Origin of the sequence: Dyella mobilis (assembly GCF_016904945.1) — a bacterium.
Taxonomy (GTDB): Bacteria; Pseudomonadota; Gammaproteobacteria; order Xanthomonadales; family Rhodanobacteraceae; genus Dyella_B; species Dyella_B mobilis.
Genome location: NZ_JADIKF010000039.1, coordinates 492,749 through 516,638 on the forward strand (window position 1 = coordinate 492,749; position 23,890 = coordinate 516,638).

A 23,890-nucleotide genomic window follows, 5' to 3' on the forward strand; every position below is an offset into this window, starting at 1 on the left:
TGCTATTTCGTCACCGGGGCATAAGATTGAGCGTCCACCGTCGGCAAAAACGCCGGCGGTTGCCATGCATGCGTGTGCTGCTCGAAGCCGTAGGCAATCGAGATCAGCGTCGGCTCGCTCCATTTGGTGCCAAAGAACACGATGCCCACCGGCAGGTTGTGAGCCCAGCCGGCTGGTACGGTGATCGATGGATAGCCTGCAACCGCGGCAGGTTGCGATGCACCTCCGATCGTCGGATTGCCGCTGACGACGTGATCGCCCAATACCAGATCCGTCAGGTAGGCCGGTCCCCACGAGGGCGCCAGCAGCGCGTCCAGATGATTGGCCGCCAGTGCCGCATCAATGCCTTCCGGCCCGGAAAATTGCTTCGCCTTGGCCAGGGCGTCGGTGTATGCCTTGTCGGTCAGCGGACCTTTGGCCTGTGCCTGTTCGAACAGGTCTTGCCCGAACCAGGGCATTTCCCGATTTGCCTCGCGCGTATTGAAAGCGATCAAATCGGCCAGTGTCTTCACCTGCAATTGCGGCCGGGTGGCGAGATACGCGTTGACGTCGTGTTTGAAGTCGTAAAGCATCACGGTCATCTCCGGATCGCCCAGATCGGCCAGGTGCGGCAGGGTGACCGGGTCGACGATGATGGCGCCCTGTGCCTTCATCGCGGCGATCGCTTCGTCGAGCACGCGATCGGCATTCGGTTCGTTGCCGGCCAGCTGCCGCACGACGCCGATGCGTTTGCCGCGCAGGCCGTTGGGATCGAGAAAGCGCGTGTAATCGGTGGCGTGCTTGTCGGCATCGGCGGTGGCGGGATCGTGTGGATCGCTGCCGGCCATGGCCGTGAGCAGGATGGCGGCATCGGTTACCGAGCGTGCCATGGGGCCGGCCGTGTCCTGGTTGTGGCTGATTGGGATGATGCCGTCGCGGCTCACCAGACCCAGCGTTGGCTTGATGCCGACGATGCCGTTCATCGATGCAGGGCAAATGATCGAGCCATCCGTTTCGGTACCTACCGCAACCGGCACCAATCCAGCGGCCACTGCCACCGCGGAACCGGAACTGGATCCGCAAGGGTTGCGGTCCAGTGCGTAAGGATTGCGGGTCTGCCCGCCGCGCCCAGTCCAGCCGCTGCTGGCATGGCTGGAACGAAAGTCTGCCCATTCGCTCAGGTTGGTCTTGCCCAGGATCACGGCGCCGGCTTTGCGCAACCGTGTCACCAAAGCGGCATCTTCGGGCGCGGGTGCACCCATCAGGGCCAATGAGCCTGCCGTGGTCAGTGTGCGGTCACCGGTGTCGATGTTGTCCTTCAGCAGGACCGGGATGCCGTAGAGTGGGCCATGTGTGGAGGTTCGCCTGGCATCGAGCGCGGTGGCGATCTTCAATGCATCGGGATTGAGTTCCAGCACGGCGCGCAGCATGGGGCCGGACTGGTCGATCCGCTGGATGCGGTTGATATCGGCCTGTACCAGGCTTTTGCTGGTCAGTTTCCCGGCGTCCATGTGCTGCTGGAGCTGGGCAATGGACTGCCACGTCAGCGCGTCATGGTCCTGCGCGGCGAGTGGTGCAAAAGGGATGGCGGCAAGCGCGAGTGCGGTGCACAACAGCGACCGATGAAACATGGCAACCTCCGAAAGCGAACCCGATGTGCGACGTGACACGATGCCGCAGCATAACTGCATGCCGTGCGCTTGGCGCGTGTGGCGCACCTATACTTCCACGCGATGACGACCAACGTGCCAGCCTCGGCTTGCCCCGTTTTGCGATGGCTTCTGTCGCTCGCCTGCTTGTTAGGCGCCGGCGCGGTCCATGCCACCGGTCAGCCGCCCGTTCCCGATACGCTGCAGCAACGCATTGCCGCTTGTACTACCTGTCATGGCTTGCACGGGGAGGGCTCGCAAGACGGCGGTTTCTTCCCGCGGCTTGCCGGCAAGCCGGCTGCCTATCTGGCTTTGCAGGTGCAAAATTTCCAGCGTGGGCTGCGCAAGTACGCGCCGATGGAATACACCGTGCGCCAGCTCAGTCCCGCCTACGTGCACGAGATAGCCGTCTATTTCGCCGCGCAACAGGTACCGTATCAACGCAAACCGGTGCCTGATCTCGCGCCCGCGGTGTTCCAGCGGGGCGGGCAATTGGTGCAGGCCGGCGATCCCGCATTGAAAGTGCCGCCATGCCAGGCCTGCCATGGCAAGACGTTGACGGGAACGGAACCTTCCGTGCCGGGTTTGGCCGGCTTGCCGTACGACTACATCAGCTCTCAGCTTGGCTCGTGGCGTACGGGTACACGTGCATCCGCAGCTCCCGACTGCATGGCCGAGATTGCCAACCGCCTTGCCCCTTCGGATATCACCGCCGTCGCCGCGTGGCTCGCCAGCCAGCAAGTGCCGCCGGACGCGCATCCCCAGCCAGCCGGCTCGATCACGCCGCCCTTGCATTGCGGCGTGCTCGAAGGGCAGGGGGGCGGAACGTGAAGTCGCTGCGTCTGCTTTGGGTACCGACCGTGTTTGCCATCATGGTCATCGCCGCGTGGTGGTGGCATCACCAGCGCTCGTCGGTTGGCCCGAAGGCCGAAGACCCGGCGGTGGCTGCTGCGATGAAAGATGCAAAGGTGATCGCACGGGGCCGATATCTCACTCTGGCTGGCGATTGTGTTTCGTGCCACAGCGTAGCTGGCGGACAACCCTATGCGGGTGGTCGCGCATTGCTCACGCCGTTCGGCAATATTCCCGTGCCGAACATCACTCCCGATCCTGAAACGGGGCTGGGAAACTGGCGTTTCGAGAATTTCTGGCGCGCTTTGCATACCGGTATGGGAATCGGGGGCGAGCCGCTTTACCCGGCTTTCTCCTATACGTCGTTCACCAAAATCACTCGCGAAGATGCGGTCGCGATCTTCGCTTACTTGCAAACCTTGCCGCCGGTGCATCAACCCCCAGAGCCACTTGGATTGCGGTTTCCTTACAACGTCCGCGGCGCGTTGACGGCATGGCGCGCCATGTATTTCAAGTCCGGCACCTACCAACCTGATCCCAAGCAGTCGGCAGCGTGGAACCGTGGTGCGTATCTCGTGCAGGGGCTGGGGCATTGCAACGAATGCCACGCCGCGCGCGATACCTGGGGCGGCATCGACACACGCGCCTCATTGGCGGGTGGGGAAATCCCCGCGCAAAATTGGTATGCACCCGATCTGAGCATGCAAGCCCACGGCGGATTGCACGGCTGGACTGGGCAGGACATCGTCGATCTGCTCAAGACCGGACAGTCGTCCAAGGGAGTGGCATTCGGCCCCATGGCCGATGTCGTGGCGAGCAGCACGCAATATCTGAGCGACGCGGACCTGCATGCCATGGCCGACTATCTTCAATCGCTCCCGGCGCGGCAGCCGCAAGTCGACGATGCGCTCAGAGTGTCGAGCAAGGCCGTGGCTGATCGCGGTGCGGCCATTTACGGGCAAGGCTGCGCGGCTTGCCATGGCACGGATGGCCAGGGAGTGCCCGGCGTGTACCCGCCACTGGACGGCAATGCATCGGTGTTGGAACCCATCGGAGTCAATGCGACACGGGCCGTGCTGCTGGGCGGCTTCGCGCCATCGACCGCGGCAAATCCGCGGCCGTATTCCATGCCGCCGTATGCGCAACAGCTGAGCGATGCCGACGTGGCTGCCGTGGTTACCTACATTCGCCAGGCGTGGTCCAATCGCGTTACGCCGGTGCTGGAGCGCGACGTGATCAAATACCGGCACACGCCGGTCGATTGAGCTTATTTGGCTGCCGCAGCTTGCTGCGCGTTCTGGGTGACGTTCACTTGCTGCCCTTCATTTAGCGAATCGGGCGGGCTGAGTACCAGGCGATCCTGCTCAGTCAGGCCTTCGCTGATTTCAACTTTGGCGCCGAAATCGCGTCCCAAGGTCACCGGTTGAAGATGGATGTGTCCGGTGTCGTCCACCAGGGCAACGCGCAAGCCTTCGGCACGGAACAGCAGCACGTTGGCGGGCACGGTGAAGTCCCTCGTCGGTGTCGAAACACCGAGCTTTACGTTGGCGTATACGCCGGGCACCAAGTCACGTGCGGCGTTGTTCACGTCGATTTCCGTGCGCAGCGTGCGGGTATTGGGATCGAGCGCATCGGCCGTGCGAGCAACCGTTCCGGTGATCGGCTTGGCCCCGTAGGTATTGAGTTCCACTTGTGCAGGCATGCCGATGCGTACGCTGGCGGCATAGGCCTCAGGCACGTCGACATAAATGCGCAATTGGCTGGTGTCGGCAATGACGAACAAATCGGCTCCGGACGAGCCTGCGTCCACCAGCGCACCGACGTCGAGGTTGCGCTGAGTGATCACGCCGTCGAAGGGTGCCAGGATGTGCTTGAAATCCTCCAGGTTCTGCAAGTGCGCGACGTTTGCCTGGTCCGCTTCGACGGTGGCGACGTCGGCGTTGTACTGGGCGTTGTACTGATCGCCGGTCTGCGCAGCCACCAGTCCTTGCGTCACCAGCTTGTGATAGCGATCGGCGGTGACTTTCGCGAAGTTCTCGTTCGCGATGTCCGTGCGCATTTGCGCTTTGCCTTGCAGCAGTTGATTGTCGACATCGGGCGTATCCAGGTCGGCCAGCAACTGGCCTTTTTTCACCTTGGCGCCGATATCGACATACCACTTGGCCACATAGCCGGTAGTGCGCGCATAGATCTGCGCATCCTGCCAGGAGGCGACCGTGCCGGGGAGTATCAGCGCCTGGTCCTTGGGTGCGGCCTTGGGCGTCATGATGGCCACGGTAGGAACGGCATTGCGATCCGTTTCGGTGATCAGCGCGTGGCGCGCGTGGACGCGCCGCACGATGCCCAATGCCGCCAGCACGACCAGCACGATACCCAGTCCGATGAGCACGAGCCTCGCGCCTCGCGAAGGTTTGGCAGGTGGGCGTTGAATGTTGGGGCTGGACATGTCCGGGATCTCACGCTGTTGCCGCATCGCGGCCGTGGTGGTGGCTGCGGTGCATCAAGCTGAAAAAGGTAGGCACGAAGAACAAGGTGGCGGCGGTAGCCAACAGCAGGCCGCCGATAACGGCGCGACCCAGCGGTGCGTTCTGTTCGCCGCCTTCGCCAAGGCCCAACGCCATCGGAACCATGCCGATGATCATGGCGAAAGCCGTCATCAACACCGGGCGGAAACGCTGGAAGCCTGCCTCGATGGCTGCGCGTATCGGATCGTCGTGAATCGCCAGCCGTTCGCGCGCAAAGCTGATCACCAGGATCGAATTGGCGGTGGCCACACCCATGCACATGATCGCACCCATCAGGGCCGGTACCGACAGCGGCGTGTTGGTGAGGAACAGCATCCACACCAGGCCGGCCAGCGCAGCGGGCAGGGCGGCGATGATGATCAGCGGATCCAGCCAGCTTTGGAAATTCACCACGATCAGCAGATACACCAGCACGATCGCGAACAGCAGGCCGCCAAGCAAGCCCTTGTAGGACGCCTGCATGGTTTGCACCTGGCCACGGATATCGATATTGACGTCACGCGGCAAGTGCTTGGAATGCGCGTCCACCACTTTCTGTACGTCGCGCGCGACGCTGCCGAGGTCGGTTTTGTCGACCGAGCCGTAGAGATCCATGGTGGGCCGGGTGCTGTAGTGGGTGACAACGGCCGGTCCGTCGCTGCGCGAGAAACTGGCTAGGTTTTCCAGAATCTGGCTGGCTGCGCCGTTGCTCGAACTGCTGCTTGCGGGCGAACCGGTGAGGCTGGTGATCGGAAGATTTTTCAGCTCCTGCAGCGTATCGATGCGGTATTGCGGCGTCTGCGTCGTAACGCTGTAGCTGATCCCGGTACGAGGATCGACCCAGAAGGTGGGAGTCACTTGCTGCGAGCCGGCGAGCGCCGTCAGCAGGTTGCTGGCGACGTCGTCGGTGGTCAAGCCGACCAGGCTGGCGCGCGTGCGGTCCACGTTGACGTCGATCTGCGGCAGATTGAGCGCCTGTTGGATGCGCAAGTCGACCAGGCCAGGGACCTTCAGCAAATCGCCGTAGAGTTCCTTGGCCACCTGCGCCGATGCGCTGGCGTCGTGGCTGGAGACTTGCACGTCGATCGGCGCCGGGGCACCAAAATTGAGAATCTGTCCCACGATGTCCGCAGGCAGGAACGAAAACACCACGCCAGGGTACTTTTGCCGCAATTGCTGGCGAAGGCTGCGCACGTAGTCGATGGTGGGGTGATGGCCCTCGTTGAGCGTCACGAAGACGTCGCCGTCGGATGTACCCACGACACCGGTATTGCTGTAGGACAGGTTGATGCCGCTGTAAGGGATGCCAAGCGTATCGACGATGCTGGCCAGTTCCTGATTGGGAATGGTTTGCCGTATCACGCTCTCGATGCCGTCGGCGAGCCGCGCCGTTTCCTCGATGCGCAAGCCGGTTTGCGCGCGAAAATGCAGCTTGATCTGGCCGCCATCCACATAAGGGAAGAAATCCCGCCCCAACCATGGCACCAACGCGCCGACTGACAAGGCGCAACTGGCGAAAAACAGGATCGCGAACAGGCCGCGATGCCGCTCAGTGGTTTCCAGCGCGCCGCGATAACCCGTGCGCACGCGCTCGAAGCCGCGTTCGAAACCGCGCTGGAATCGCCCCAGCGGTCCGGTGGGCTGCGCATCGTGCTGGTGCTTTTTCAGCCAGTACATCGATAACGTCGGCACCAAGGTTCGGGACAACACATACGAGGCCAGCATGGCGAACACCACGGCCTCGGCCAGCGGTGCGAACAGATACTTGGCTACGCCGCCGAGGAAGAAGATCGGCACGAACACGATGCATATCGACAGTGTCGACACGAAAGCCGGTATGGCGATTTGGTGCGCACCTTCCATGATGGCGTCGTAGACTTCCTTGCCTTCTTCCAGGTGCGAGTTGATGTTTTCGATCGTCACCGTGGCATCGTCGACCAGGATGCCCACGGCCAGCGCGAGGCCGCCGAGGGTCATGATGTTGATGGTTTCGCCCAAAGCCGACAGGGCAATGATCGAGGCGAGAATGGACAGCGGTATCGAGATCGCGATGATCAGCGTCGAGCGCCACGAGCCGAGGAACAGCAAAATCATCAGGCCGGTGAGTCCCGCGGCGATCGCGCCCTCGCGAATCACGCCGTTGATGGCGGCGCGCACGAACAGCGATTGATCCGATAGTGCATGGATTTGCAGGTTGCGCGGGACGGCAGCACGGATCGCCGGCAGCATGTGCTTGAGGCTGTCGACGATGTCCAGGGTGGAGGCATCGCCGATCTTCAGGATCGACATCAGCACCGCACGTTGCCCGTTCACGCGGACAATGTTGGTCTGCGGCGGCGAGCCGTCGTGCACGTGGGCGACGTCGCGAATATAGGTGGTGACGCCGTTGACGGTGCGCAGCGGCGCATTGTTCAACTCTTCGATCTGCTGCGGGCTGCCGTTGAGCCGGATGCTGTATTCCGTATCGCCGATTTTTTCCGTGCCCGCCGGCAAAATCAGATTCTGGTTGGCGATCGCGGTGACCACGTTGCTGGGCGAAAGGCCGTGCGCGAGCAGCGCCTGCGGGTTGAGGTCCACCTCCACCTGGCGTTGTTTGCCGCCGTACGGATAAGGCGTGGCCGCACCGCGGACCGAGGTTACGAAGGTGCGGACAATCTGGTTGGCGTCATCGAAAATGGTGATTTCCGACAGCTCGTGCGACGACAGCGCAAACTGCAGAACCGGCACGGTCGACGCGTTGTAGACCAGGATCAGGGGCGGCGTGGTGCCCGGCGGCATCGAGTGCAACACGGTTTGCGAAATCGCCGTGACCTGCGCCACCGCCATGTCGATCTTTACGTTAGGCTGGAAAAACACCTTGACCAGGCCGACCCCGTTGAGCGATTGCGTCTCGGTGTGCTCGACATCGTTGACCGTGGTGGTGAGCGAACGCTCGAAGCCGCTCACGATGCGGTTGTTCATGTCTTCGGCGGGCAGCCCCGTGTACTGCCACACCACCGAGACCACCGGAATGTCGATGTTCGGAAAAATGTCGATGGGCGTGCGAAGGATCGCCAGCGGCCCCAGGATCAATAGCAGCAGCGCCAGAACGATGAAGGTGAGCGGTCGCTCGAGCGCGATTTTGACGATCCACATAACCGATGTTTTCCATCAGCCTGACGGACGGCGGCGCCATCCCCAAAGGCTGACATAGAGGTTGCCCGGAAGATAGCAGCCTAGACAATTTTCACGGTGGCAACCATATGCCGTAGGCAATGCACATTTCCGTACGTAATTGCGGATCTTGCGCTGGGAATCTCCATGGGCTTTCAGGGCTGACAACTTGCATGTATTTCGAAAGTTCATGCCTGATCAAAACGAAGCGGCTCGCCGCGGCTACAGCGTCTTCGATACGTGCGCGGCGAGGGCTCTCCACGGCTCGATGCTCCAGTGGCCACGGGCCTGGCCCGACGGCGACGGCAGGACAAACACCGGTACCTGCGCGAACAGGTTCGGCTGCAAACCGTATTCGGGCGTGGCTCCCAGCGCAGCGCGCGCGGCGTTTTTGCTGGTAAAGGCCAGCATACCGGGCGCGTAGCGTTCGATTTTGGCGGCTAGTGCGGGTACGTCGAAGGCGTCGCGAGGCAATTGGTTGTCGTTGCCGACGTGGCGCTTGGCCAGGTCGGTGAGGCCCATGCCGAACTCTGGTAGCAGCGGAAATTCGCGCGGCGCCAGTTGGCGCGGCGTCAGGCCGCACTGGAACAGGGCGCGCCAGAATGCATTGCCGGGATGGGCATAGTAGGCGCCGTCCGCGGCGGAACGCTTGCCGGCGGCCGTGCCGCAAAAGACCAGCCGCAGGCCGAGCCGCAGCACGTCGGGCAAGATCGGGGCTTGGACTGTTTTGGGCATGATCCGGGTAAAACGGCGGCCGGGCGCGGATCCCCACTTTACCGAACGCTGCAGTACAGCAGGAGCTGTGCGCGGTGCATCGACAGCTCTCGCGTGCAGCCGCTATAAAGACCGGCATTAGGACGCCTCGGCCGAGGCCAGGGCGTCCCCGGAACTTTGGGGAAGTCGGTGAGCGAAGAAATCCTGATCAATGTGACCCCGCGCGAGACTCGAGTCGGCGTGGTGGAGAACGGCATGCTGCAGGAACTGCACGTGGAGCGGACCTCCCGGCGCGGTTACGTGGGCAATGTCTACAAGGGACGCGTCCAGCGTGTGATGCCCGGCATGCAGGCCGTCTTCGTGGACATCGGCCTGGAGCGGGCGGCTTTCCTGCACGCCTCGGACATTGTTCGCCCGCCCTTGCCGGAGGCGGCCGAAGTGCCCTCGGCGGGCGGCGGCAATGGCCACGTACCCTCGATCAGCGAACTGGTGCACGAGGGGCAGGAAATCGTGGTGCAGGTAGTGAAAGATCCGATCGGCACCAAAGGCGCCCGGCTTTCCACGCATCTGTCGATCCCCTCGCGCTACCTGGTGCTGCTGCCGCACGCCCGCACCCTGGGCATTTCCACGCGCATCGAGGACGAGATCGAACGCCAGCGCCTGAAAGACGTGCTGACCCCGCTGATTGGCGAAGACGTGCCCGGCAATGCCCGGCTCGGCTACATCGTGCGCACCAATGCCGAAGGCCAGTCGGCCGAATCGCTGGCCTTCGACGTCACCTACCTGGGCAAGGTCTGGCGCGTGGTGCAGGAAAACATCGCCAAGGCCAAGGTGGGCGAGCGCGTCTACGAAGAGCTTTCGCTGCCGCTGCGGGCGCTGCGCGACCTGCTCAACGACGACATCGAAAAAGTGCGCGTGGATTCGCGCGAGACCTTCGAGAAGGTCGCCAAGTTCGTGCACAAGTTCATGCCGAGCCTGGACGATCGCGTAGAGCACTATGCCGGTGAGCGGCCGATTTTCGACCTTTACGGCGTGGAAGACGAAATCCAGCGCGCGCTGCGCAAGGAAGTGCCGCTGAAATCCGGCGGCTATCTGATCGTCGATCAGACCGAGGCGATGACGACCATCGACGTGAACACCGGCGGCTACCTCGGCACGCGCAACCTGGAAGAGACGGTTTACCGAACCAACCTGGAAGCTGCCCAGGCGGCGTCGCGTCAGCTTCGCCTGCGCAATCTCGGCGGCATCATCATCATCGACTTCATCGACATGACCGACGAGGAGCACAAGCGCCAGGTCATCCGCATGCTTGAGAAAGGGCTTAGCCGCGACCACGCCAAGACCACCGTCTATCCGATGTCGCAACTGGGGCTGGTGGAGATGACGCGCAAGCGCACGACCGAAAGCCTGGAACGCCAGCTGTGCGAGCCGTGTCCCGCGTGCATGGGGCGCGGCACGGTGAAAACCGCCGAGACGGTCACCTACGAAATCTTCCGCGAAATCACCCGTGCGGTGCGTCAGTTCAACGCGCAGAAACTGCTGGTGATGGCCAGTCCCAAAGTGGTCGGACGCATCCTTGAAGAAGAATCCACGGCCGTAGCTGAACTGGAAGAGTTCATCTCCAAAAGCATACGCTTTCAGGCCGAGGAACATTACTCGCAGGAACAGTTCGATGTCGTCCTTCTTTAAAACGAGCGCCGGCGCTTGGTAAGCGCTCGGCGCTCATCGTGGCTGCATCGCATCGCGCGCGGGCTCGGCTGGACCGCGGGCGTGCTGGTCATTGCGCTCGCTCTCTCGGCGGCGCTGGCGCAGGTGTTGCTGCCGTTGCTGGCCAAGCATCCGCAATGGGTGGCGAAGGAGTTGAGCAACGCACTGCAACGCCAAGTCAGCTTCACCTCGCTGGAGGGGCGCTGGGAGCCGTCCGGCCCGCGTTTCATCATGCGCGATTTCTCCGCGGCGCAAGAAGACGGCAGCAGCCCGCTTCGCGTGCCCGAGGTGGATCTCAAGCTGGATTTCGGCGGTTGGCTGTTCCCTTCGCGGCATCTGCTGAATCTGGAGACGCGCGGTCTCGAGCTCGATCTGAGTCGCGATGCGGACGGCGGCTGGCACGTCAACGGTTTTGGCGTGGCGGGCGGTTCGCAGCGCCAGAACGTGTCTTTTGGACGTCTGTCAGTCGAATTGTGGCTGGACGATCTGCGCGTCGACATCAACGATACGCGTTTGAACCAGCAGTACACACTGGTCGCCGACCAACTGCGCATTACTCATCAAAGCGGCCACGTGCGCGTAGGCGCGCGTCTGCACCGGCTCGGTGCCGCCGGCGAGCTGCAAGCGGCCGGAAGGTTCCGCGACGACGGCTCCAGCGGCCAGTTCTGGCTGGCCACTCAGCACGCCGATCTGCATGGGATGCTGATCGGCGTCGATCTGGGCGGCTACACCGTGAACAGTGGCAGCGGCAATCTTGCGGCCTGGTTGGATTGGCGACAGGGCAAGATCGTGCGCGACCTGTTTCAGTTCGATCTGCAGGATCTGGCCGTCACCAATCCTGCCGGTGTCAAGGCGGGCGTATCGGTGTGGAGCGGAATCGCCGAGCTTTCCGGCCACGACAACGGTTATGCCGTTCGCTGGGCCGGCGATGACGGCAGCGCGCTGGTGGCCGAGTTAGATCAGTTCGGAACGCCGCAGGCAAAACTCGACGTGAGGGCGAGCAATCTGCAACTCGCGCCGCTGGCGCCCTGGCTGGGATTGAAGCCGGGCTTGTCGCCAGGCCTCGCGCAGTGGCTCGCCACGGGCCAACCGCACGGCCTGGTGCAGCAGGCCACCGTGCATTGGAATGCGGGCACCGGGTTGCAGTGGCTGGATGCCAGTTTCGATCATTTGGGCATCGCCTCGGTAGGCAAGTTGCCGGGCATGGATCAACTGCATGGCGAAGTGCGAGGCGATGCTGAAGCGATAGCGCTGGAGTTGCCGGCTCAGGCAGCCTCGATCAATTTCGCACACACCTTCCGCCAACCGTTCGTGCTGAGTCAGCTCGCGGGTGACCTGGCGTTCTGGCACGACGAGGACGCCACCCACATCGGCATCGCCGACCTGGATTTCGAAGGGCAAGGCTACGGCGGCAATGCGCAAGGCGAGATTCAATTGCCCAACGATGGAGGGCGGCCGTTCCTGGATGTCTACGCCGACCTGACGCATGCAGACATGTCTGCCGCCAAACTGTTCTGGCCGGTCAGTTCCATGCCGCCGCCGGCCATCGCCTGGCTGGATCAGGCTTTCGTCGCCGGCAGGATCGACGATGCGGCCATACTCATTCGCGGCAACCTTGCCGATTGGCCGTTTCACCACAACGAAGGCCGTTTCGAAGCGCGCGCGCAGATCGACGATCTGTCGCTCAGTTACGGCAAGAGCTGGCCGGTGGCCGAGCACATCCAGGCGGTGGCCAACTTCATCGATGCCGGCATGCTGGTGCAGGCAAGCGCAGGGGATTCGCTGGGCGTGAAGGTGAGCAACGCCGTAGCGGTGATTCCCGAACTGGCGCACACCACGCTCGATCTCAACGTCAGCGGCAACGGCAATGCGTCGGATTTGATCAACTTCATCAGCAAGAGCCCCATCGCCAGCAAGCAGGCGGATGTGCTGGCCAAGCTGCAACTCGGCGGTACCGGCAGTTTCGATTTCCATCTGTCGCTGCCGATGCACGATATGCAGCATAGCTTTCTGCTCGACGGAAATGCACAGCTGGCCGACGTGGATGTGAGTGCGCCGGAGTGGAACCTGCAATTGAGCAAGCTCAACGGACCGGCCACGTTCGACGGACACGGATTCCACGCCGGTCCGCTTAGCGGGGGATTCCGCGGCGAACCCTCGCAGATGGATATGGCCATCGCACAGGCCACCGGCGATCCGAATACCGTCTTCGCCGCAACGGTGAACGGCAGCTACACCGTGCCGGAACTGCTGCAGGGATACCCGCAATTGAAGTGGCTGGGCGATGTCGCCGATGGGCGCGGCCAGTTCACCATCGGCTACCAGATTGCGCGCGCCACGGGCGGCGACGCCGACGTGCAGACGCTCAGCATCGATTCGCCGATGTCCGGCATCGGCTTGAATTTCCCTGTGCCGTTGAACAAGTCGCCGGAAAGCAGCTTGCCGCTGCACGTGACGATGAACGTGCCTACCGCCGGCAGCACGCTGCAAGTCGCGCTGGGATCGGTGATGCGCGGACGCTTGCGTCTGCCTGCCGGCGATCAGGTGCCGCTGGCGGCTACCTTCGCTTTCGGCGATCAGATGCCTGACAGCCTTCCCGTTCAAGGCATGCGCATTCGCGGCGACGCGCCGGAGCTGGACGTATCGGGTTGGGTGAAGCAATCCATTGCGGGCAGCTCGGGAAGCAACGGCATGGCCTTGGAAACCATCGACGTAAGCACCGAGCATGCAGAGATGTTCGGCCGCGATTTCGACCAGATGCACATCCTCGCCACGCCCAAGGCCGACACGCTGGAACTCGACGTCGACAGCAAATCCGCGGCGGGCCATTTCAGCGTGCCGACCAAGGATCTGGGCAAGCGCGGTATCACCGCGCGCCTGCAGCGGATGTATTGGCCGAAGGAGCCGACGGCGCTACCCAAGAAACCAGGCGCCGCACCGGTGCCGTTGCAGGATCCTGCCAACACCGGCATCGACCCTTCGAGCATGCCGCCGCTGCACATCTGGGTGCACGACCTGCGTCTGGACGATGCCAGGCTGGGCGAGGCGCGCCTGGAGACGTGGCCGGAGGCGAACGGCATGCACATCGACGAGCTGTCGACTCAGTCCCGAAGCGTGCAGATCAACGGGACCGGCGATTGGAACGGATCGCCTGCCAACAGCAGCACGCATCTGCGCGTGGATTTCGGCGCCGACAATCTCGGTGACATGCTCAAAGCGTTTGGCTACGAAGGGTTCTTCGAAGGCGGCAAGACGCGTGCCGAGCTCAATGCCACCTGGCCGGGCGGCCCCTGGTCGTTCGAGCTGGGCAACATGGATGGCGGCTTGAAAGTGGATGTCACCCACGGGCGCATTCCCAAAGTATCGCCAGGTGTCACCGGACGCCTGTTCGGCCTCGCCTCCGTTGCCGAATTTCCCCGCCGCCTGTCGCTGGATTTCGGCGATGTGTTCGGCAACGGCTTCGGTTTCGATGCGATCACCGGCGATTTCAAGTTGAAAGACGGCAATGCGGTGACCAACAACCTGAAAATCCACGGGCCCGCCGCGGAAATAACCATCACCGGCCGCACCGGCCTGCGTGCCAAAGACTACGATCAGCAAGTCGTCGTGCTGCCGCACGTCGGCAGCAGTCTGCCGATCGTCGGCGCGGTGATCGGCGGCCCGATCGGCGCGGCAGCCGGTCTGGCGGTGCAGGGCGTGCTGGGCAAAGGACTCAGCCACGTGGCCACGCAGCGTTATCACGTTGGCGGGACCTGGGATAAACCGGTCATTACCTCGGGGGGCGGCAATGGGGCCTCCGTGCCGGCGTCGGCCAGTTCCAGTGCGGGGCCGGCCCAGGCCGCGTCCGTCGCTCCGGCGGCAGCCACTTCGGCGGCCCATTGAGGCGGGCTTGTCGCGCGCCTCTTTAAGCTCCAGGATCTGCCCACACGTTTGTCTATTCCAGCGCACTATGACGGTAGCCATTGCATGAATTCTTTGATCGCACAGGCCGAGAGTCGCCTGCTCAGCCCCGGCGGCCTGGCTACGGGTGACCTTGATCGCGTGTTCTCCCAGCTGATGGGTCCTGGCATCGACGCCGCGGATCTTTATTTCCAGCACTCGCGCAGCGAATCCTGGGTGCTGGAAGAGGGCATCGTGAAAGACGGCAGCCATTCCATCGAGCAAGGCGTCGGGGTGCGCGCCATCAGCGGCGAGAAGACCGGTTTCGCCTATTCCGACGAAATCGTGCTGCCGCAGTTGCTGGATGCGTCCCGCGCGGCCCGCGCCATCGCCCAGGGCGGTACGGGGGCGGGCAAGCCGCTGGCGCTGCATGGCGCCAAGGCGCTTTACCCTGCCATCGACCCGGTGGACAGTCTGCCCAATGCCGACAAGATCGCCGTGCTGCGTGAAGTGGATGCCTATGCGCGCTCGCGCGATCCGCGCGTCAAGCAAGTCATCGTCAGTTTGAATGCCACCCTCGATACCGTGCTGATAGCCGCCTCGGATGGCACCCTGGCAGCCGATGTACGCCCGCTGGTGCGGGTAAACGTGCAGGTCATCGTCGAGCACAACGGTCGTCGCGAGCAGGGTTACGCAGGTGGCGGTGGCCGTTACGGCTATCGCGAACTGTTGGAAAACGGTCGCGCCATGGCGTTTGCCGACGAAGCGGTACGCCAGGCGCTGGTGAATCTGGATGCCGTGGATGCGCCTGCCGGCACCATGACGGTAGTGCTCGGTCCGGGTTGGCCGGGGGTGTTGCTGCACGAAGCGATCGGCCACGGGCTGGAAGGCGATTTCAACCGCAAGGGCAGTTCCGCTTTCGCCGGACGCATCGGCCAGCGCGTTGCTGCCCCCGGCGTCACGGTGGTGGACGACGGCACGCTGCCGGGCCGCCGCGGTTCGCTCAGCGTGGATGACGAAGGTACGCCCACCGAATGCACCACCTTGATCGAGGACGGCATTCTGAAGGGCTACATGCAGGACAAACTCAATGCCCGCTTGATGGGCATGGCACCCACCGGCAACGGCCGCCGCGAATCCTTCGCGCAATTGCCGATGCCGCGCATGACCAATACCTACATGCTGGCCGGCCAGCACGATCCGCAAGAGATCATCCGTTCGGTGAAGAAGGGTCTTTATGCCGTGAATTTCGGCGGCGGCCAGGTCGACATCACCAATGGCAAATTCGTCTTTTCAGCGAGCGAGGCCTATCTGATCGAAGACGGCAAGATCACCGCGCCAGTCAAAGGCGCCACCCTGATCGGCAGCGGCCCGGACGTGCTGACGCACGTATCGATGATCGGCAACGATCTCGAACTGGACGAAGGCGTGGGCGTTTGCGGCAAGGATGGGCAAAGCGTACCGGTCGGCGTAGGCCAGCCGACGCTGCGGGTGGAAGGCATGACCGTTGGCGGCACCGCCTCCTGAGTACGATGCCATGCATGCAGCGCCTGTCTCGATGGGATGGCGGCACGCTCTGATCGTCGGCGGCACCGGCATGCTTGCCGGTGCTTCGCGCTTTATCGCGGCACGTACGCAAACCACGTCCTTGCTTGCGCGCACGCAGGCATCGCTCTCGTCGTTGCGGCAAAGTCTTCCGGCCCACCTGGATGTCGCCACGACGGCGGTCGATTATCGATCGGCACAAGCGTTCAGCGAGGCGATTCGCATCCGCGTGGAGGCTGCCGGTGCGCCGGACGTCGTGCTTGCGTGGATTCACGCCGAGCATGCGGCACAAGCGCTGGCTGCCCAACTTGCTTCCTACGGAAGCACGTTGCGGTTCTTTCACGTACTGGGCAGTGCCAGCGCCAGCCCCGCGGCTTCATTGCTGCGGCGTCGCATGCACTACGACGCGCTGCCGGGGCTTTCTTATCACCAGATCGTGCTCGGCTTCATCTGCGACGAGCGCGGCTCGCGCTGGCTATGCGACGACGAGATTGCCCAGGGCACGATCCAGGCCGTGTCTGCGGGTGCACCCAAGCACGTGGTGGGCGTGGTCGAACCCTGGGAAGCGAGGCCCTAGCCAGCACTCGTGGTGAGCTGCTTGAGCAACTGGAACAGTTCGCGGTAAGCACGCGGCGACTTGTTGCCGTCGCGCTCCAGGCGCGCCTGGCGGACCAGCGAGCGCAGGTGTTGGCGATCGACGTCTGGATGTTGATCGATCAATTCCTGCAAGGCGTCATCGTTGTCCAGCAACTTGTCGCGCATGGATTCCAGCCGATGCATGGCGGCGGTTTCCTTGCGCTGTTGATCGCGATTTTCGCCAAGCAGTGCCTTGGCCGTCTCGAATGCTTCGTCCTCGTGACGGCGCATGACCTTGGCGAGAAAGCCCAGTTGCCGCTTGCGCGCGATGTGGGAGGTGATGCGGCGCAGATTGTCGAGTTCGCGCAGCACGTCGTCCGGCAGGCCGGCGCGGGCCAGCTTGGTCTGCGGCAGCTCCGACAGCTGGATGGCGAACGCCAGCACGGCCAGCGCGTCGCGTCGCTGCTGGGTGCGGGTGGGGCCGTAGTCGTGTTCGGGATCGTCGGTGTAATTGCGGTTCACGGTGTGGTCCGGTTCAAGAGCAAATGTCGCCAGGCTGGGCCTCGATCAGCGCAAAGCGCGGGATCGGTTCGCCCTCCAGTTCCACCGACTCGGCGAACATCGCGGCAGGGCGCACCCACAGGCCGAAATCGCCGTAGAGAGCCTGGTAGACGACCAGCTCTTCCATCGTTTCGCTGTGGCGGGCCGTACCCAGCACGCGATAGTTCTGGCCTTTGTAGTGGCGGTAGATTCCGGTGGCTATGGACATCCGCCACTCCTATGGCAACCTTCAGGGTTAACGGGACGTCGAGGGAGCACTCGTGCGCTCTGCTCAACGCGCCAAGACAGGCCATGGCCAGGCCTTGGCTCCGATGAATGGGCATTTGACTGCCTGGTTCGTGGTGTGCCGCCCTCAACCGCCTGCTGCTGCATTGGCAATGGACTGAGGAGGCCCCATGTCGGTTTATTGTACCTGCCAGACCCTCAGGAAACCTACGTGAGCGAAGTTGCGATCAGCCAGGACGCCAGCCGGCGCGAACTCGAGCGATTGGCCGAACTGGCCCAGGACGTGATCCGCCGGGCTCGTGCGGCGGGCGCCAGTCAGGCCGAAGTGTCGGCCAACGTCGATACCGGCCTCAACGTCAACGTGCGACTGGGTGACGTGGAGACGGTCGAACACACCCGCGATCGCGGTTTCGGCTTGACGGTATATTTCGGGCAGCGGAAGGGCTCGGCCAGCACGGCCGACCTGAACGCCGATTCGATCCAGGCGACCCTGGACCAGGCCTGTGCGATCGCACGCTATACCGAAGAAGACCCTGCCTCGGGCCTGGCCGATGCGTCGCTCATGGCCACGCAACTGCCGGAATACGATCTGTGGCACCCATGGGCCATCGATACCGGCGAAGCCATTGCCCTGGGCCAGCGGATTGAGCAGGTCGGCCGCGCGCACGCAGGCATTACCAATTCCGACGGAGCCAGCGTGCAGGTGGGCGAGAGCCTTTCGGTATACGCCAATTCACACGGCTTCGTAGGGCGCGAGCGCGGTACGCGGCATTCGTTGTCGCTGTCGCTGATTGCCGGCGACGAAGCCGGCATGCAGCGCGATTACTGGTACGACACCGTTCGTAGCGCCGATGATTTCATCAGTGCGCAGACACTCGGCGACAAAGCGGCGCAGCGAACTCTTGCCAGGCTGGGCGCGCGACGCCTGTCTACGCGGCAATGCCCGGTGCTGTTTTCGCCGGATATCGCCCGCGGTTTGATCGGCCACCTGATCGGTGCGGTCAGCGGCGGCTCGCTGTATCGGCGTGCCAGTTTTCTACTCGACCATGCCGGCAAGCAGATCATGCCGGGTTGGCTGAACATCGTTGAGCGTCCGCATCTGCTGCGCGGGCACGGCTCGGGTGCGTTCGACGCCGAAGGCGTGGCCACGCGCGACAGTGCGTTGATCGAAAACGGTGTGCTGGCACGTTATGTCCTGGGCAGCTATTCGGCGCGCAAGCTCGGGCTGCCGACCACCGGCAACGCTGGCGGCATTCACAATCTGGTGGTCGAGCCGGGGCACGCCGATGGCGGAACGCCGCACGATTTTTCGGGGATGCTCAAGCTGCTGGGCACCGGTTTGCTGGTCACCGAAGCGATGGGGCAGGGCGTGAACGTCATCACCGGCGACTATTCGCGCGGCGCTGCCGGCTTCTGGGTGGAAAACGGAGAAATAGCCTACCCGGTGGAGGAAATTACCATCGCGGCCAATCTCCGGGACATGCTTGCGGGCATCCGGGCCGTAGGGGGCGACGTCGATCCGCGCTCGCATTTGCTGACCGGTTCGATCCTGCTCGACAAGATGACGGTCGCGGGGGAATAAACATCCCCTGCACGAAGGGCGCAGCACGATCGGCTGCGCCCTGTTAGGATGATTCCGACCGGCGCAACGCCGGGACCTGCACGACTTGAAGGAGTTGCTTATGAGCGTTCCGCCCGAGTCCGTCGTACCGCCGCCGAGCGATTCATCGAGCGCCAGCGACATTCCCGCCCAGGAGCGTACCTGGGCCATGATCGCCCACCTCTCGGCTCTGCTTGGAGCGTTGATTACTTCGTCCCACGGTGCAGGCTGGGGATGCTTCGTGGGTCCGCTGGTCGTCTGGCTGATCAAGAAGGACGGCATGCCTTTCGTGGCCGATCAGGCGAAGGAAGCCCTGAACTTCAATATCAGCGTTGCCATCGCCACGCTGGCTTTGGCGTTGCTATCGGCGATCACCTTCGGCATAGGGCTGATCATCGCCATTCCGATGTGGGTGGTGATCGGCGTTGGCTGGCTGGTGCTTACCATCGTGGCAGCCGTGAAGGCGAACGACGGTGTGCGCTATCGCTATCCGTTTACGTTGAGGCTGATCAAATAACGGGCTTGCGATGTAGCGCCCATTTGAGTCGACGAATCACTGAGCGTGGCAAAGCGAGATGCGGTCACGCAAGGAGCAGGCTTTATGAGCACCCCTTCCGATCAGGCCGCGCCGCCATCCGAGCCGGTTGTATCGAGCAACGACCGCAACCTGGCCATGCTCACGCATCTGTCCGGTTTCGTGCTGTACGTGATCATGCCGCTGGTCGTCTGGTTGATGCACAAGGACCGGCCCGAGAAGTCTTATTTGACCGGCGAAGCCAAGGAAGCCTTGAACTTCCAGATCACCATGCTGATTGCCTGGGTGGTCAGCGGGATCTTGCAGGTGATCCTGATCGGATTCCTGTTGATGGCGATCGTGTGGGTGGCTAATTTGATCTTCTGCGTGATCGCCGCGGCAAAGGTCAGCGCGGATGGGCATTATCGCTACCCATTCACCTTGAGGTTGGTGAATTGAGCCGCAGTCGCACGGCTTGAAACCTGGCGCGGCGCGCACTCGTGCGGGCTTCGCTTTTGCAACGCGCAGAGGTTTGGTGCCGGCAGCCAGCTAGCGGAGTGCGTTTTGCTCAGGCTTCCGGCTGGAACGGTTCGGCGGAATCGGGGGCTTCGGGGTCAAGCAGCAGGCGTACGCGCAATTCCGCCTGGTCCAGCGCCTGCTGGCAATGACGGTACAGCCCGATGCCGCGTTCGAAGGCACTGAGCGATTCATCGAGGCTCATGTCGCCGCCTTCCATGCGAGCTACCAGTTGCTCCAGCTCGTCGAGCGAATGCTCGAAATCGGCGGCCGGGGCGGTTTCAGCAGGGGCGGGAGCGGGTTTCTTGACCATGGCGGGGAACGCTAACGCAGCGCAGAGACGGAATCAATCGCCGCAAGCGCGCCTTGTGGCGCGGCGCAAATGGAAGCCGCCCGTTGGGCGGGCATGACCTTTGGCAGGCTTGATTTCGATATATCTAAATTATATCTTGCGACAATCCCCAAAACCCGTGCGGACCGCCGGATGCGGTTCACTGCTGGAGTCCTCGTGAGTCAATCTTCGAACTTGCATGCCGCCGAATCGGGCGGCACGGGGTTTTCCGCCTATCAGAAATTCGTGGTGGGCGTGCTGGCCTTTCTGCAATTCACCATCGTGCTGGATTTCATGCTGCTGGCGCCGCTGGGGGCCATCGTGATTCCGGCTTTGAAAATCACGCCTGCGCAATTTGGCGACGTGGTGTCGGCCTACGCTTTCAGCGCGGGCGTGTCCGGCATTCTTTCCGCCGGATTTGCCGATCGCTTTGACCGGAAAAAGCTGCTGCTGTTTTTTTACACCGGCTTCATGGTCGGTACGTTGTGCTGCGCACTCGCCCACACCTACCTCACGCTGCTGCTGGCGCGCATGGTGACGGGCATGTTCGCGGGTGTGGTGGGTGCGGCATCGATGGCCATCGTCACCGATCTGTTTCCGCTTTCCATGCGCGGGCGCGTCATGGGCTTCATCCAGACGGCATTCGCGGCCAGCACGGTGTTCGGTTTGCCGATCAGCCTGGTGTTGTCCAGCCGCTGGGGATGGAATGCGCCGTTTTTCATGATCGTTGTGGTGTGCGCGCTGGTCGGTGGATCGATCCTGGGTCGGCTGCGCCCGGTCAATGCACATCTGGCGCTGCATCCGGATCGCAGTCCCGTGCATCACTTGCGCCAGGTTCTTACCACGCGCACCTATCTGGTTGGTTTTGTCACCACTGCCATGCTGACGCTGGGCGGCTTCCTGCTGATGCCGTACTCAACGTTGTTCGTGGTGAACAACGTGGGCATTTCGGTGGACCAGCTGTCGTTTGTCTATCTGGTGACCGGAACGGTATCGGCGATCATGGGGCCGCTGATCGGGCGTGCCAGCGACACATTCGGCAAGTTTCGCGTGTTCGCTTTTGGCTGTGCGATGACTATCGCAATGGTGCTGATCTACACGCGGTTGTCGCACGTGGCCTTGTGGACTTTGATCACCATCAGCGCGTTGCTGCAGATCGGCATTTTCTCGCGCATGATCTCGTCGCAGGCCTTGATGTCGGCCCTGCCCAAGCCTGCCGATCGTGGTGCCTACATGTCGATCAGCTCCTCCCTGCAACAGGTTTCGGGGGGATTTGCGGCGATGATCGGCGGCCTGATCGTGAAACAACTGGACGACGGCCAGTTGCTTCATTTCGACGTGCTGGGCGACGTACTGGTGTGCACCACCTTGATGTCGTTTGTGTTGATGTATTTCGTCAACCGTCGGGTGAATGGTGCCGTGCTGGTAGCGCCCCAAGGGCTGAAGAGCGAGACCGGGCAGGAGTCTTGATGCTTACGTGGGGTGCCAGCGCGGACGGCCCCCGCACGCGCTGAACAGCTCTTGCGCGCGAGCGCTCAACCAACGGTCGGCGACTGCAATCAGCTCGTCGCCTTCATACAGCAGCGGGCAGGCATCGCGTTGCCACGGCGGCACGGCTCCGGTCTGGAACAGCGAACGAAGATCGCGGGTGTGGCGATCGCCGGCCGGCCTGATTCGTTCTCCGCCGCTGCGCGTACTCACGCGCAAGGGTGCAGGCAACCGTGCGGCAGCGGGTTCAAGCGTGAGCCGGCCACCATCAGGTAGCGTCAGCGGCTCGCCTTGCCAGCTCAATCCTTCTGGCCAGGTTGTGTGGCGGCGTGGCGCCATGGCCCATAGTCTGTTTTTCCACACGTAGAGTTCGGCGCCGGGCCAACGGATGAGCGGTAACTGTCCCTCCCGTGCCGCGCACTGTCGCTCGATCTGCCGGCGTTGTGCCGTGGTGGGTGCTGGCAGGCCCTGGGTGTGCAGCCAGTGTGACAACAGTGGATCGCGCAAGGCTGGAGCCAGGGCGAGCCAGGCGCCAGCGGCGAGACTGTTGGTGGCCTCGTCGCGCAAACTGTCGAGTTCGCCCAGCCAGTTTTGCGCTAAAGCATCCGAGGCGGCGCGGCACAACGAGGCACTGTGGGTGATGGATGCCGTGGCGTGGGGCCAGTGCGTTTTCAGCAGTGGCAACACGTCATTGCGCAGGTGATTGCGCGCCAGCCGGGTGTCGTCGTTTGAGGGATCGTGGATGGATGGCAATGCGTGGGCGCGCACGTAATCGCCCAGCGCCTGGCGTGGCAAGGCCAGCAACGGGCGCCACAGTGTCCCGCCGCCCAAGGCACGTTCCGCGCGCATGCCGCCCAATCCTTCCGGGCCCGCTCCGCGCAGCAGTTTCAACAGAATGGTTTCGACCTGATCGTCCTGGTGGTGACCAAGCAACAAGCGCTCGCCGACGTGCAGATGCCGGGCAAAAAGGCTATAGCGAGCATGCCTTGCCGCGGCTTCCAGGCCCATGCCGCCATGACGATCCACCTGGGCGGCATGAATATCGCAGGTCAGGCCCAGGGTGGCGCTGAAAGCCCGGCAATGAGCCGCCCAGCGGGCGCTCTCCGGATGCAGGACATGATCCACGTGGATGGCGCGCAGGCCGCGTGCGCGCGCCTGGGGCATGCTGGCGAGTGCGTGCAGTAGCGCCGTGGAATCCGGCCCGCCGCTGTAGGCCACGCACAACGGTCCGATGGGATGGGCGGCCAACGCCTCGTGGAGGGTATCGAGCAAAGAACGGCCGCTACTCACGCGCCACCGGCTTTTTCTTGTTGCGCACGTAAATAGCCTTGGGGCGGCCGTCGCCGGGGCTGCGGCGATCCAGCTCGAACAGTTTGATGGCATCGATCAATTCGCTCAGCTTGCCGTAGCCGTAGCTGCGCGAATCGAAGTTGGGGCGCTGCTTGGTGATGATGGAGCCGACGCCGCCCAGTCCCGCCCAGCCGTCGTCATCGTCGTCGGACGCCGCGTCGATAGCGTTGCGCAGCAGGTTGATCAGGCCGCTGTCCTGCTTCAGCTGCGCCGTGGTGCGCGGCTTGAGCGGCTGTTCTTCGTCGGGCTTGGCACCGAGAATTTCGGTATAGATGAATTTGTCGCAGGCGGCGACGAAAGGCTCCGGTGTCTTGCGCTCGCCAAAGCCATAGACAATCAGGCCCGATTCGCGGATACGCGCGGCCAGGCGCGTGAAGTCGCTGTCGCTGGAGACGATGCAGAAACCATCGAAGCGGCCGGCATAGAGCAGGTCCATGGCGTCGATGATCATGGCCGAATCGGTGGCGTTCTTGCCGCTGGTGTAGCCGAACTGCTGGATCGGCTGGATCGATTGCGTCAGCAGCTGATCTTTCCAGCCTTTCAGGTGATTGCTGGTCCAGTCGCCATAGGCGCGTTTGACGTGCGCCGTGCCGTACTTGGCCACTTCGGCCAGCAAGCCTTCGGCGATGGCTGGCTGCGCGTTATCCGCATCGATCAACACGGCGAGTTTGGTGGCTTGATCGTTGGCCATGGCAGGGCGCTCGTGGAGGCTGCCAGGATGGTAACGCGGGAGGTCTCTTCTCCCTA

19 protein-coding genes are annotated in these 23,890 nt (G+C 63.0%); 10 read left to right on the plus strand and 9 right to left on the minus strand.

Annotated elements, in window-relative coordinates:
• Positions 1-2 precede the first annotated feature (2 nt).
• Positions 3-1,610 (minus strand): amidase, encoded by a 1,608-nt coding sequence (locus ISS99_RS13225; protein WP_204632065.1) that lies wholly within the window; start codon positions 1,608-1,610, stop codon positions 3-5.
• A 102-nt stretch (positions 1,611-1,712) separates the two neighbouring features.
• On the opposite strand from ISS99_RS13225, the gene ISS99_RS13230 reads away from it, so the two are divergent.
• Positions 1,713-2,459 (plus strand): c-type cytochrome, encoded by a 747-nt coding sequence (locus ISS99_RS13230; RefSeq protein ID WP_204632670.1) that lies wholly within the window; start codon positions 1,713-1,715, stop codon positions 2,457-2,459.
• A complete protein-coding gene (locus tag ISS99_RS13235; protein ID WP_284343727.1) occupies positions 2,456-3,745 on the plus strand; it encodes a c-type cytochrome in 1,290 nt (429 codons plus the stop codon). Before ISS99_RS13230 ends, ISS99_RS13235 begins: the two co-directional genes overlap by 4 nt.
• A 2-nt stretch (positions 3,746-3,747) precedes the next feature.
• On the opposite strand, the gene ISS99_RS13240 is transcribed toward ISS99_RS13235, so the two are convergent.
• From ISS99_RS13240 to ISS99_RS13250, 3 genes are all read right to left on the minus strand, one after another.
• Positions 3,748-4,869 carry an efflux RND transporter periplasmic adaptor subunit gene (locus ISS99_RS13240; protein ID WP_204632066.1) on the minus strand — a complete coding sequence of 374 codons (1,122 nt, stop codon included), beginning with the start codon at positions 4,867-4,869 and terminating at the stop codon, positions 3,748-3,750.
• A 67-nt stretch (positions 4,870-4,936) separates the two neighbouring features.
• The gene (locus ISS99_RS13245) at positions 4,937-8,119 is read right to left on the minus strand and encodes an efflux RND transporter permease subunit (protein ID WP_204632067.1); all 3,183 of its coding nucleotides are present in this window, start codon (positions 8,117-8,119) and stop codon (positions 4,937-4,939) included.
• A 240-nt stretch (positions 8,120-8,359) separates the two neighbouring features.
• A complete protein-coding gene (locus ISS99_RS13250) occupies positions 8,360-8,872 on the minus strand; it encodes a mismatch-specific DNA-glycosylase (protein ID WP_204632068.1) in 513 nt (170 codons plus the stop codon).
• A gap of 168 nt (positions 8,873-9,040) precedes the next feature.
• Here ISS99_RS13250 and rng point away from each other — a divergent pair, with 168 nt between their 5' ends.
• From rng to ISS99_RS13270, 4 genes are all read left to right on the plus strand, one after another.
• Positions 9,041-10,540, plus strand: a complete 1,500-nt coding sequence (rng, locus tag ISS99_RS13255) for a ribonuclease G (RefSeq protein ID WP_204632069.1) — start codon at positions 9,041-9,043, stop codon at positions 10,538-10,540.
• 15 nt (positions 10,541-10,555) lie between these two features.
• Positions 10,556-14,440, plus strand: a complete 3,885-nt coding sequence (locus ISS99_RS13260; RefSeq protein ID WP_239537924.1) for a YhdP family protein — start codon at positions 10,556-10,558, stop codon at positions 14,438-14,440.
• An 84-nt stretch (positions 14,441-14,524) separates the two neighbouring features.
• On the plus strand, positions 14,525-15,964 hold the full coding sequence (gene tldD, locus ISS99_RS13265; RefSeq protein WP_204632070.1) for a metalloprotease TldD: 1,440 nt from the start codon (positions 14,525-14,527) through the stop codon (positions 15,962-15,964).
• A gap of 10 nt (positions 15,965-15,974) precedes the next feature.
• Positions 15,975-16,559 (plus strand): Rossmann-fold NAD(P)-binding domain-containing protein, encoded by a 585-nt coding sequence (locus tag ISS99_RS13270; protein WP_204632071.1) that lies wholly within the window; start codon positions 15,975-15,977, stop codon positions 16,557-16,559.
• Here the strand turns inward: ISS99_RS13270 and yjgA are convergent.
• Together yjgA and ISS99_RS13280 are read right to left on the minus strand one after the other, a co-directional pair.
• Positions 16,556-17,080 carry a ribosome biogenesis factor YjgA gene (gene yjgA, locus ISS99_RS13275; protein WP_204632072.1) on the minus strand — a complete coding sequence of 175 codons (525 nt, stop codon included), beginning with the start codon at positions 17,078-17,080 and terminating at the stop codon, positions 16,556-16,558. The genes ISS99_RS13270 and yjgA overlap by 4 nt on opposite strands.
• Positions 17,081-17,093: 13 nt before the next feature.
• Positions 17,094-17,327 (minus strand): DUF1653 domain-containing protein, encoded by a 234-nt coding sequence (locus ISS99_RS13280; RefSeq protein ID WP_204632073.1) that lies wholly within the window; start codon positions 17,325-17,327, stop codon positions 17,094-17,096.
• Positions 17,328-17,555: 228 nt separating this feature from the next.
• Here ISS99_RS13280 and pmbA point away from each other — a divergent pair, with 228 nt between their 5' ends.
• From pmbA to ISS99_RS13295, 3 genes are all read left to right on the plus strand, one after another.
• Positions 17,556-18,926 carry a metalloprotease PmbA gene (gene pmbA / locus ISS99_RS13285; RefSeq protein WP_204632074.1) on the plus strand — a complete coding sequence of 457 codons (1,371 nt, stop codon included), beginning with the start codon at positions 17,556-17,558 and terminating at the stop codon, positions 18,924-18,926.
• A 100-nt stretch (positions 18,927-19,026) separates the two neighbouring features.
• The gene (locus ISS99_RS13290; protein WP_275578165.1) at positions 19,027-19,461 is read left to right on the plus strand and encodes a DUF4870 domain-containing protein; all 435 of its coding nucleotides are present in this window, start codon (positions 19,027-19,029) and stop codon (positions 19,459-19,461) included.
• Positions 19,462-19,545: 84 nt separating this feature from the next.
• A complete protein-coding gene (locus ISS99_RS13295) occupies positions 19,546-19,917 on the plus strand; it encodes a DUF4870 domain-containing protein (protein WP_204632075.1) in 372 nt (123 codons plus the stop codon).
• Between the two features lie 109 nt (positions 19,918-20,026).
• On the opposite strand, the gene ISS99_RS13300 is transcribed toward ISS99_RS13295, so the two are convergent.
• On the minus strand, positions 20,027-20,287 hold the full coding sequence (locus ISS99_RS13300; protein ID WP_204632076.1) for an exodeoxyribonuclease VII small subunit: 261 nt from the start codon (positions 20,285-20,287) through the stop codon (positions 20,027-20,029).
• 195 nt (positions 20,288-20,482) lie between these two features.
• On the opposite strand from ISS99_RS13300, the gene ISS99_RS13305 reads away from it, so the two are divergent.
• A complete protein-coding gene (locus ISS99_RS13305) occupies positions 20,483-21,775 on the plus strand; it encodes an MFS transporter (protein WP_204632077.1) in 1,293 nt (430 codons plus the stop codon).
• Positions 21,776-21,778: 3 nt separating this feature from the next.
• Here ISS99_RS13305 and tilS read toward each other — a convergent pair whose 3' ends face one another.
• Positions 21,779-23,083 (minus strand): tRNA lysidine(34) synthetase TilS, encoded by a 1,305-nt coding sequence (gene tilS / locus ISS99_RS13310; RefSeq protein WP_284343728.1) that lies wholly within the window; start codon positions 23,081-23,083, stop codon positions 21,779-21,781.
• Positions 23,076-23,834, minus strand: coding sequence for an NYN domain-containing protein (locus ISS99_RS13315; protein WP_204632079.1), 759 nt, complete (start codon positions 23,832-23,834; stop codon positions 23,076-23,078). The genes tilS and ISS99_RS13315 overlap by 8 nt, the downstream gene beginning before the upstream one ends.
• Between the last annotated feature and the right edge of the window lie 56 nt (positions 23,835-23,890).

Bases quoted from the DNA above. Each gene is read 5' to 3' on its own strand.
- ISS99_RS13225 (WP_204632065.1), bottom strand. From the start codon at position 1,610: ATGTTTCATCGGTCGCTGTTGTGCACCGCACTCGCGCTTGCCGCCATC.
- ISS99_RS13230 (WP_204632670.1), top strand. From the start codon at position 1,713: ATGACGACCAACGTGCCAGCCTCGGCTTGCCCCGTTTTGCGATGGCTT.
- ISS99_RS13245 (WP_204632067.1), bottom strand. From the start codon at position 8,119: ATGTGGATCGTCAAAATCGCGCTCGAGCGACCGCTCACCTTCATCGTT.
- ISS99_RS13250 (WP_204632068.1), bottom strand. From the start codon at position 8,872: ATGCCCAAAACAGTCCAAGCCCCGATCTTGCCCGACGTGCTGCGGCTC.
- tldD (WP_204632070.1), top strand. From the start codon at position 14,525: ATGAATTCTTTGATCGCACAGGCCGAGAGTCGCCTGCTCAGCCCCGGC.
- ISS99_RS13270 (WP_204632071.1), top strand. From the start codon at position 15,975: ATGCATGCAGCGCCTGTCTCGATGGGATGGCGGCACGCTCTGATCGTC.
- ISS99_RS13280 (WP_204632073.1), bottom strand. From the start codon at position 17,327: ATGTCCATAGCCACCGGAATCTACCGCCACTACAAAGGCCAGAACTAT.
- ISS99_RS13290 (WP_275578165.1), top strand. From the start codon at position 19,027: ATGAGCGTTCCGCCCGAGTCCGTCGTACCGCCGCCGAGCGATTCATCG.
- ISS99_RS13295 (WP_204632075.1), top strand. From the start codon at position 19,546: ATGAGCACCCCTTCCGATCAGGCCGCGCCGCCATCCGAGCCGGTTGTA.
- ISS99_RS13300 (WP_204632076.1), bottom strand. From the start codon at position 20,287: ATGGTCAAGAAACCCGCTCCCGCCCCTGCTGAAACCGCCCCGGCCGCC.
- ISS99_RS13315 (WP_204632079.1), bottom strand. From the start codon at position 23,834: ATGGCCAACGATCAAGCCACCAAACTCGCCGTGTTGATCGATGCGGAT.